This is a genomic window from Gilliamella sp. A7, assembly GCF_002142015.1.
GTDB classification, from domain to species: Bacteria; Pseudomonadota; Gammaproteobacteria; order Enterobacterales; family Orbaceae; genus Gilliamella; species Gilliamella apis_A.
The window spans coordinates 1-7,386 of sequence record NZ_NASN01000074.1 but is presented as its reverse complement, the minus strand read 5'-3'; the positions used below and the strand labels follow the sequence as shown (position 1 = coordinate 7,386).

The following is a 7,386-nucleotide window of genomic DNA, read 5'->3' as shown; positions in this document are numbered from 1 at the left end:
ATATTAATTTGGGCTTTTTGTTTAATGCGCATTAAACTGCATTATTTACACATTATGCATTTAAACGTTTAAATAGTCAAGTCTTTGGTGTTTAAAAATTAAAATATTTTTCTCTACGTTAAAAATTATGCTGTTTTTGAAAATAATTGGATAATATGTCCACGTATAAAACATTCTGCAGCAAGTAATATTTTTGTAATTTCAGTTGTTTGCTTACCTAAAAGTTTTGCTTGTTTGCTGCATGATATTCCGCGAAGATAAAAAGACGTCAATATTGCCCAATATTCTATATTATCAGCTCTAAGTGTTAAAACCGCATTATCAACAACTTCTACTTCTTCTTCGGTTAAATACTGACGATAATCGAAATCGTTGGACGCACCAGCAAAACCTGATGATTTTGACGGATATTCAGTACCTATTCGCTTTAAAATACGTGTATTTTTCCATGCAATTAAAATATCTTTAGTTTCTCTCACTGCGCACCTCTGATTCTCTTATATAAATTTCAATACTACTGTTTTTAATTAAAATATAACTAGCTCTCATAATATTTTTAGTATTTGTTAACCTCATAAATTCAGTTACATAATTAACTTAACGTGTTTTTTTATTAATTTAATTAGTTTGCTCATGATTTATATTTTTCTCTGTTCAGGTAAAATTTACCGCAAGAAGCATCCATATCACCATTTACTGTTGTTAACTTCCTTGCACAAACAAATAAATTTATATCCATGTTATATAAACAATCCCCTTTACACTCTGGGCATCTAAACCCTGTCGGAATTAATTTGTTTCTTGTCGGCATCTTTCACCTTATTTAAATCAAATCTGTTTATTTTTTCTCTACGTTGTTCATATAATTGTGCTAATTGATTCTCAATTTCAGCTATAAGATGATCTATTTTTTCCAATTGTTTCATTTTTATTTTTCCTCTTCTCTTGATAATTCATTTACTTTTTTTTGTTAAAAACTAATGATCACCGCTCCATCATTAACAAACTTAATACTCTTTTCTCTCTGAATGGTTGAGCTGATCAAATCAGTTTTGAGATAATTTTTTTATTCCTTGATTTATCTTTAATAAATAACAATGTCGATATAAGCAAACAGCTAACACCTACTTTTGATCGGCCAATAATACTATTCACAATAATTAATAATTTGATTAACATTTGTCTTGCCATCTGTGAATCTTGATTAAATACTGACATAACCTGTTTTTAACATTTGTTTAATGTTGGCGATGTGTGACATGCTCTTATCAGATACGCTTTGTTCGTATTTATACTCGATCATGGCAATAGTATTTTCTGGTTTCGGCAGATAATAATTAGCCCTTTCTTTAGTTAATAAACCGGTAAATACAGCGTGATTAATAGCGTCAACTCGCCTTGATTTATCATTACCAAGAGATACAAAGAACTCTATAGGACGGCAATACATCATTGATTCATTTACTAATCGCTCGTAAGCCTCAATAAATGTTCGTCTAGCACCGATTTTGTCACCATTACAATAAACAATTTCCGCCTGAGACCATGCTTTGGCTATTTCGTTTGTCCATACAACAGTGTTAGTTTCATCGCTTGCAAGTATCGCTATTGACCAGGCTTCATCTGGAGATAAATGATTACCAGCTCCACCCATTAATTTAATCAAATCAGCCGGTTTTGGCATAAATTCACTTTTACGAACCCAAACATTAGCGGCTTTACGCAATGATTCAATCGGATATTGCCCTACTGTTGACCAGTAAATATTAACTTTGGTAGTGCTTGCTTGTTGTCCATAAAGCTCAAGCAATCCACCAATAACAGCTAAAAACTCATCTGTAATTTTTGCCATGATTACCCCCTCATACTCTCTAAAACCGCCCGGTTACGTTCGGCAAGTGTCATAAAATTAGCTTTGTTGTTTGGACTAGCCCGTTGATATTTAACAGCATTACGTAACCAGTTATTAAATGCAGCGTTCCAATCAATGTATTTTTTCCCGTTAGCCAAGCAATAGTCTTTAAATTTTATAAATTCGTTATCTAAATTGATATTTTCGTTAACTGCTATATTTTGATGATTAGTTGTTGGTTCAAAATCATCAGGAATTTGACATGCTCGTTTTTGCTTTTGCGACTTAGCCACAATAATATCTGTAGTAATCTTTGTAGTAGTCTTTGTCGTAATCTTTTGATCTAACGAACTTGATTTTGTAGCCATCTCGGCATCTACAATGTCGAGTTCGAGATGAGTACTGTTTATATCTCGTGGTAACTCAATCATAAATTTGGCGAAATTCCTTAAAACTTTATTCACTTTTTCATTATTAATTTTGTAATAAGTTTTATGTTGTAGGCGCTTTTCAGTAACAATTAAAACACCTCTTTCACATAACTTTTTAATTGCCGTTCTTTGTTCGTTATGGCTTAGACCTGTTTCATCTTCTAATTCATCACGCGTCTTATATACACCTAAATCAGAAGTCGCTTTGTCCTGCCAATAAAATAGTTGTGAAAAAAGAATGGCTGAACTAATCCCACCCAAAGGTTTAGCCAACTTTGGATAGTAGGCAATGGGGTTACCCATTGTTAGAAGATAATCGGTTGCTTTCAATTTACACCTCTCATCGAATACTCAGCGTACTGAACACCATTCTCATGAACTAAACGACTATCAATGTCAAATCCAGGTTTCTTTAGATCATAAATACGAGCACTTAATCTAAAACAACCATATAAATTTAATGCTTGGACTGGACTAATTGATTTTCCAGTTTGTAAATGGATCAATATTTTTTCGCATTGGCTTAGTGTTTTTTTATTGTTTAGCATCTTTATCATTACCTTAAATATTTGACGTGCCGTAATACAACCATTCAACAGAACAATTCAAAGCATTTGCTATCTCGACAATATTTCTTGGTTTTTCAATATTACCAGCCTCTAAATCACTTATTGATTGTTGTTTCATTCCAACTAATTCAGCCAATGACGCTTGGCTAATATTAAGTTCGATTCTTTTCTTCTTAACTCTTTCTCCGATTGTCATTTAAACCTCAACATAAAATACAGTTATAACTGTATTAAATAACAGTTTATTCTGTTTGTCAATTACAGATTTATCTGTATTATTTTATTAATCATAAAGGGAGACTTTTAAAATGAATAATCTCGGTCAAAGAATTAGGGCTAGACGCGAAGAATTGGGATTAACCCAAGAACAAGTTGCTGCGCAAATAGGAATTAAACAGCAATCTTATCAAGCAATAGAAAGTGGTAATGTAAAAAAACCTCGCCATTTATATGAAATATCTATCGCTTTAAAATGCGATATGGCATGGTTATTAAGTGGAAAAGATAAAGATGTAATAAACGTAGAAAAAATAGAAGTTCACGCCCATCAAGTCCCATTAATAAGCTATGTACAAGCTGGAGTATGGACTGAGTCGTGTGAGCTTAGCGATTCAACAGGGTTTGAGTATATTATGACATCATTAGAATTATCAAATAAAGCATTTGCACTAAAAATAAAAGGCGATTCAATGGAACCAGAATTTAAAGAAGGTGATGTTGTTATTATCGATCCAGCTATAAAACCATTTCCAGGTGAATTTGTAGTAGCTGTAAATGGAGATGAAGAGGCAACTTTTAAAAAGTATCGTGAATTAGGATATGATGACCATGAAAGAATGCAGTTTGAACTTATTCCACTTAATCCTGACTACACAACTATGAGCACATTAAAACAACAGATTAGAATAATTGGTACTATGGTTGAGCATAGAATATTTAGACGTAAAAGATAATAGTTCAAAAAAACACGACTAACCGCTTCGGCGGTTTTTTTCTTACCTATTAAATATTTACTGTATTTTTTTACATGCGCCTATTTATTCGTCAATAGCATTCTAAGCGCACTTTCAAATTATAATCATGTAGAAGTACTTCAAATAAAAAATAGCCTTATTTTTAATTTTATGCGGTTTTAAATAGATCTTTTATTGAAATATTTTTTAATTTCGTATAAACTTTGATCTATATTTAGTGGTGGAATATTTAGGATACTACTAGATACAGGGAAGCCCGACGCGCCAACGTCGAGCTAATACAAAAAAATAAAGCATTTTGGGCTTTATTGTGAGATCTCGAGGGTTATTCTATATTCGTTTTCTTTTTAAGTAAAGCCCTATTTAATGCTTCCTATAGTTAGGAGTTTATATATGGCATATTTACTAATCTGTCAAAAACCTCATCGATACGATACGATATTTTATTTGAATCATTACCTGAGTATCAAGGAACGTTCAGCCGACACAAATGCGCTGGTTGTGCATATGAATTAGGTTATTTTCATGCAATTAATGGAATACCTAAAGCAACAAATGATTCTGTTTTAGCTAAAATTCCGTATAGCCAAGCAGGTCATGTTCGTCATAAAGATGCTTTCACTGCATATAATGAAGGATATGAGTTTGTAATATCTATAGCTAAAGCTGCTTAATAAAATAAAAAAATAAACTGCCTCGGCGGTTTTTAATGAGTCAAAAAGAGATAATCTTAATCATATAAAATGAGAAGAAAACAATGTTACATATAGTAAATTTAAAATCAGGAATTAATGACATTAATGCTCTAATTCATATTGACAATAATGATAAAAATTACGTTATACCTTTTATTAACACACGAGGAGAATTAAAGAATGATTACTTATTTAAAAATTTTCTTCCTAACTGGGGGAATCATCCATTTTTAGTTGACGCGTCTTTAATTGCACCAGATATGTATGATCAATTTAATCAAGCCAAAGGTTTATTAGATCATAATAACGCTTTTCAAGATAAATATGATTTTTATGAAAAGATTTTCCAGGTAAATCCTTATCTAATTCCTGTTATTAGTATCTTGCCTACATCAACAATGAGGGATAATGTACATTTTTTATTTAAACTACAAAATAGACCATATAGAAAAATTGCAATACGTGTAACTGATTTGTCAGAAAACTCAATTCATAATTTATTTACATTATTAGCTTCATCATCAGATCCAAACTCAATTTTAGTTTTATATGATAAAGGATCTATAGTAGGTGAAAATATTAATACAATTCAGAATCAGTTATACAATATTTTACAAAGTCTTTCAATTTTATATAGTGGTCTTAAAGTCTCAGTTATAACAACATCATTTCCATCACAAAAAATACCCAACCGAGATGTTTGGGAAGAAATACCTAACCTTGACTTACCCCTATATTTTAACTTAAAAAGTTCATTTCCAGGAATAAATTTAATTTATGGAGATTATGGAGCAACTAACCCAACATCTCCAATGGAATATATTCCTGGAATGCAAATAATACCATGTGTAACTTACTATGATAATTATCGTTGGTATCAAATGAAAACTGGCAATAGTCATGAATTTTATAAATTCGTTGATTTAGCTAATTACCTTATTTCTGAAAGTTTTTATCACGGTAGTAATTTTAGTTGGGGAGACTCTCAAATTTATCAAATTGCAAATAAAACCATTAATAATGGTAATCCAGGAACATGGAACGGCATAAGAATTAATCAACATATTACTTCAATTGCTAGAATGACTTAAACTTTCATAACGCAATTTAAGCTTTTGTAATACTTTTTGTCGAATAATTTCAATAGGAAGTTCATTGCTTATTCGAGTTCTGACTTCCTTTATTTTTTCTTTTTTTATTACCTTCAAATTATTTTCAAGACACAACTCATCAAGCTCTATACGCCAGAGTAGATCGGATAGGTAATATGAATCTATATTTTTATTAATTTTAGCATCTCTAAGTATGGCCAAACCTGATTTAGTATCATCGACGATTATAATACCTACTTCTTTAGGGGTAACTTCTATAGATTTCAAAGCATGTTTATTATGACAACATAACCAAACCGCATCAAAAACTTTTAAGTATGCAGAGCATTGAGATTCCCATCTAGCCAAACTATCTGCTTTAGATTTAATTTCAAAAGCTGTTAATTTACCATTTGCATATACAAGGTCAGCTCTATTTTTTCTCTCCAAAAAACAGAGCTCATCAATAATAACATCATTATCATGATATTCATAAATTGAGTCACCATTGGATATCCAATTGATAATATTATTTTTTATTTGATCTGGGCTATTCATAACAATAATTTATTCACAAAAATTATTAAATTATACTTCTATTATTTTAAATGAAATTTTTAATTAAAGCTAACTTTAAAAAAATCACGTTTTAGTGAAATATTTTTCATTTATTTAGATTATGCATTTTTTCACGCCTAAAATTCCCTATTATTAACTTTATTATGCCTCCTTGCGCCGATCAAAAAACAACCAATTAAATAAAATACAGTTTTTGTACAGTTTTAACTGTTTACTTTAAACAGTTAAAACTGTACAATCAATTTCATCGAAACAAATCAATCTGTAAAAAATTAAAATAGATTACTAATTACTATGTCTAAAGTAATTAAAGCTTTTCTAGTTATTAGACTTGATTTTGAAAAATTTCTGATACAGGAAAGAGAACATTTAACATTTTCTTTCTCACTTTTAATAGTTTTTATAGGATTAAAAAAAATGAATTATAAAGAATGGAAACGGGAATATTTAGAGCTTTTAACTGAAGTTATAAAAAATCATAAATATTCAGAATATTATAATAATGAGTTCATTGAAGAGCTTGCTAACGAATTATTAATGCGTGGCTATTTTGACGAGGATTATGGACATTGGCAAGTCACCCCCGCTGAACAGGCAATTAAAGAAAGTTTTGAACTGTAGTTAAATGATAATTCTGAGACATACACAATGACTAACAGAGATTTTGTCAAAGTGAAAACCAAAGATCGGTTTCATAATGATTATCAACTATCAGATAGCGAAATTAAGTTTGCCCTATTTTGCACTTTTATTGTTGCATTAAGTAGCATGTTTGGTTTGTTTTATTGGATTTTGCAAATAGCAACGAGGTGATTTATGTCGTTACAAAGAGTGGTAGAAAATTGGCATGAAAATGCATATTGCAGAATGATGAACAACCTCGAGAAGCAAGATGCCCGTGATGATTGGATAGAGAGTCGCGCTGAAGAGCTAATCAGAAATTTTGCTAATGACAATGACTGGCAAATTATAGAGTTATTAAAGATAAAATTAGAAAGCAAAAATATTGATGCTGAAATATACAATCAATTTATTGTTGATATTTGTTATTCTCAAGCTGAATTTGATTTTAATAAAAATTTTATCTAAACAAAATATACTTTAAAAAAGTACGAAAATCCTCTTATTTAAGCAGTGTTGATACAATTAAAGAGAGCAATATAACTATAATTGATTTGTTATATCTACCTTGCTC

The 7,386-nt window shown here is 30.4% G+C and carries 11 protein-coding genes; 4 read left to right on the top strand and 7 right to left on the bottom strand.

Annotated features, from left to right (window positions below; translation table 11 throughout):
* Positions 1-125: 125 nt before the first annotated feature.
* The 6 genes from B6D18_RS11805 to B6D18_RS11785 form a co-directional block, all read right to left on the bottom strand.
* Positions 126-479: an antiterminator Q family protein gene (locus B6D18_RS11805; RefSeq protein WP_086364630.1), complete on the bottom strand. Its 354-nt coding sequence runs from the start codon at positions 477-479 to the stop codon at positions 126-128.
* A 294-nt stretch (positions 480-773) separates the two neighbouring features.
* Positions 774-926: a hypothetical protein gene (locus B6D18_RS12655; RefSeq protein WP_158092587.1), complete on the bottom strand. Its 153-nt coding sequence runs from the start codon at positions 924-926 to the stop codon at positions 774-776.
* Between the two features lie 278 nt (positions 927-1,204).
* A complete protein-coding gene (locus B6D18_RS11800; RefSeq protein ID WP_086364629.1) occupies positions 1,205-1,852 on the bottom strand; it encodes a hypothetical protein in 648 nt (215 codons plus the stop codon).
* A 2-nt stretch (positions 1,853-1,854) separates the two neighbouring features.
* Positions 1,855-2,613, bottom strand: coding sequence for a hypothetical protein (locus tag B6D18_RS11795; RefSeq protein WP_086364628.1), 759 nt, complete (start codon positions 2,611-2,613; stop codon positions 1,855-1,857).
* A complete protein-coding gene (locus B6D18_RS11790; RefSeq protein WP_216818969.1) occupies positions 2,610-2,831 on the bottom strand; it encodes a helix-turn-helix domain-containing protein in 222 nt (73 codons plus the stop codon). Before B6D18_RS11790 ends, B6D18_RS11795 begins: the two co-directional genes overlap by 4 nt.
* A 13-nt stretch (positions 2,832-2,844) precedes the next feature.
* Positions 2,845-3,048 (bottom strand): helix-turn-helix domain-containing protein, encoded by a 204-nt coding sequence (locus tag B6D18_RS11785; protein WP_086364626.1) that lies wholly within the window; start codon positions 3,046-3,048, stop codon positions 2,845-2,847.
* A 112-nt stretch (positions 3,049-3,160) separates the two neighbouring features.
* Between B6D18_RS11785 and B6D18_RS11780 the strand changes: the two genes are divergently transcribed.
* Together B6D18_RS11780 and B6D18_RS11770 are read left to right on the top strand one after the other, a co-directional pair.
* Positions 3,161-3,805 carry a LexA family transcriptional regulator gene (locus B6D18_RS11780; RefSeq protein WP_086364625.1) on the top strand — a complete coding sequence of 215 codons (645 nt, stop codon included), beginning with the start codon at positions 3,161-3,163 and terminating at the stop codon, positions 3,803-3,805.
* Between the two features lie 778 nt (positions 3,806-4,583).
* A complete protein-coding gene (locus tag B6D18_RS11770; protein WP_086364624.1) occupies positions 4,584-5,612 on the top strand; it encodes a hypothetical protein in 1,029 nt (342 codons plus the stop codon).
* Here B6D18_RS11770 and B6D18_RS11765 read toward each other — a convergent pair.
* Entirely contained in the window at positions 5,592-6,170 is a 579-nt protein-coding gene (locus tag B6D18_RS11765) for a sce7726 family protein (protein WP_086364623.1), read from the bottom strand. The two genes, B6D18_RS11770 and B6D18_RS11765, sit on opposite strands and share 21 nt — an antisense overlap.
* Positions 6,171-6,485: 315 nt before the next feature.
* Here B6D18_RS11765 and B6D18_RS11760 point away from each other — a divergent pair, with 315 nt between their 5' ends.
* Positions 6,486-6,812, top strand: a complete 327-nt coding sequence (locus B6D18_RS11760; RefSeq protein WP_086364622.1) for a hypothetical protein — start codon at positions 6,486-6,488, stop codon at positions 6,810-6,812.
* Positions 6,813-7,007: 195 nt separating this feature from the next.
* Positions 7,008-7,280 (top strand): hypothetical protein, encoded by a 273-nt coding sequence (locus B6D18_RS11755; RefSeq protein WP_086364621.1) that lies wholly within the window; start codon positions 7,008-7,010, stop codon positions 7,278-7,280.
* The last annotated feature ends 106 nt before the right edge of the window (positions 7,281-7,386 follow it).

What these genes read in the sequence shown, in the direction of transcription:
- B6D18_RS11770 (WP_086364624.1), top strand. Translation starts at nt 4,584, where the DNA reads ATGTTACATATAGTAAATTTAAAATCAGGAATTAATGACATTAATGCT.
- B6D18_RS12655 (WP_158092587.1), bottom strand. Translation starts at nt 926, where the DNA reads ATGAAACAATTGGAAAAAATAGATCATCTTATAGCTGAAATTGAGAAT.
- B6D18_RS11785 (WP_086364626.1), bottom strand. Translation starts at nt 3,048, where the DNA reads ATGACAATCGGAGAAAGAGTTAAGAAGAAAAGAATCGAACTTAATATT.
- B6D18_RS11755 (WP_086364621.1), top strand. Translation starts at nt 7,008, where the DNA reads ATGTCGTTACAAAGAGTGGTAGAAAATTGGCATGAAAATGCATATTGC.
- B6D18_RS11780 (WP_086364625.1), top strand. Translation starts at nt 3,161, where the DNA reads ATGAATAATCTCGGTCAAAGAATTAGGGCTAGACGCGAAGAATTGGGA.
- B6D18_RS11760 (WP_086364622.1), top strand. Translation starts at nt 6,486, where the DNA reads ATGTCTAAAGTAATTAAAGCTTTTCTAGTTATTAGACTTGATTTTGAA.
- B6D18_RS11790 (WP_216818969.1), bottom strand. Translation starts at nt 2,831, where the DNA reads ATGCTAAACAATAAAAAAACACTAAGCCAATGCGAAAAAATATTGATC.
- B6D18_RS11765 (WP_086364623.1), bottom strand. Translation starts at nt 6,170, where the DNA reads ATGAATAGCCCAGATCAAATAAAAAATAATATTATCAATTGGATATCC.
- B6D18_RS11800 (WP_086364629.1), bottom strand. Translation starts at nt 1,852, where the DNA reads ATGGCAAAAATTACAGATGAGTTTTTAGCTGTTATTGGTGGATTGCTT.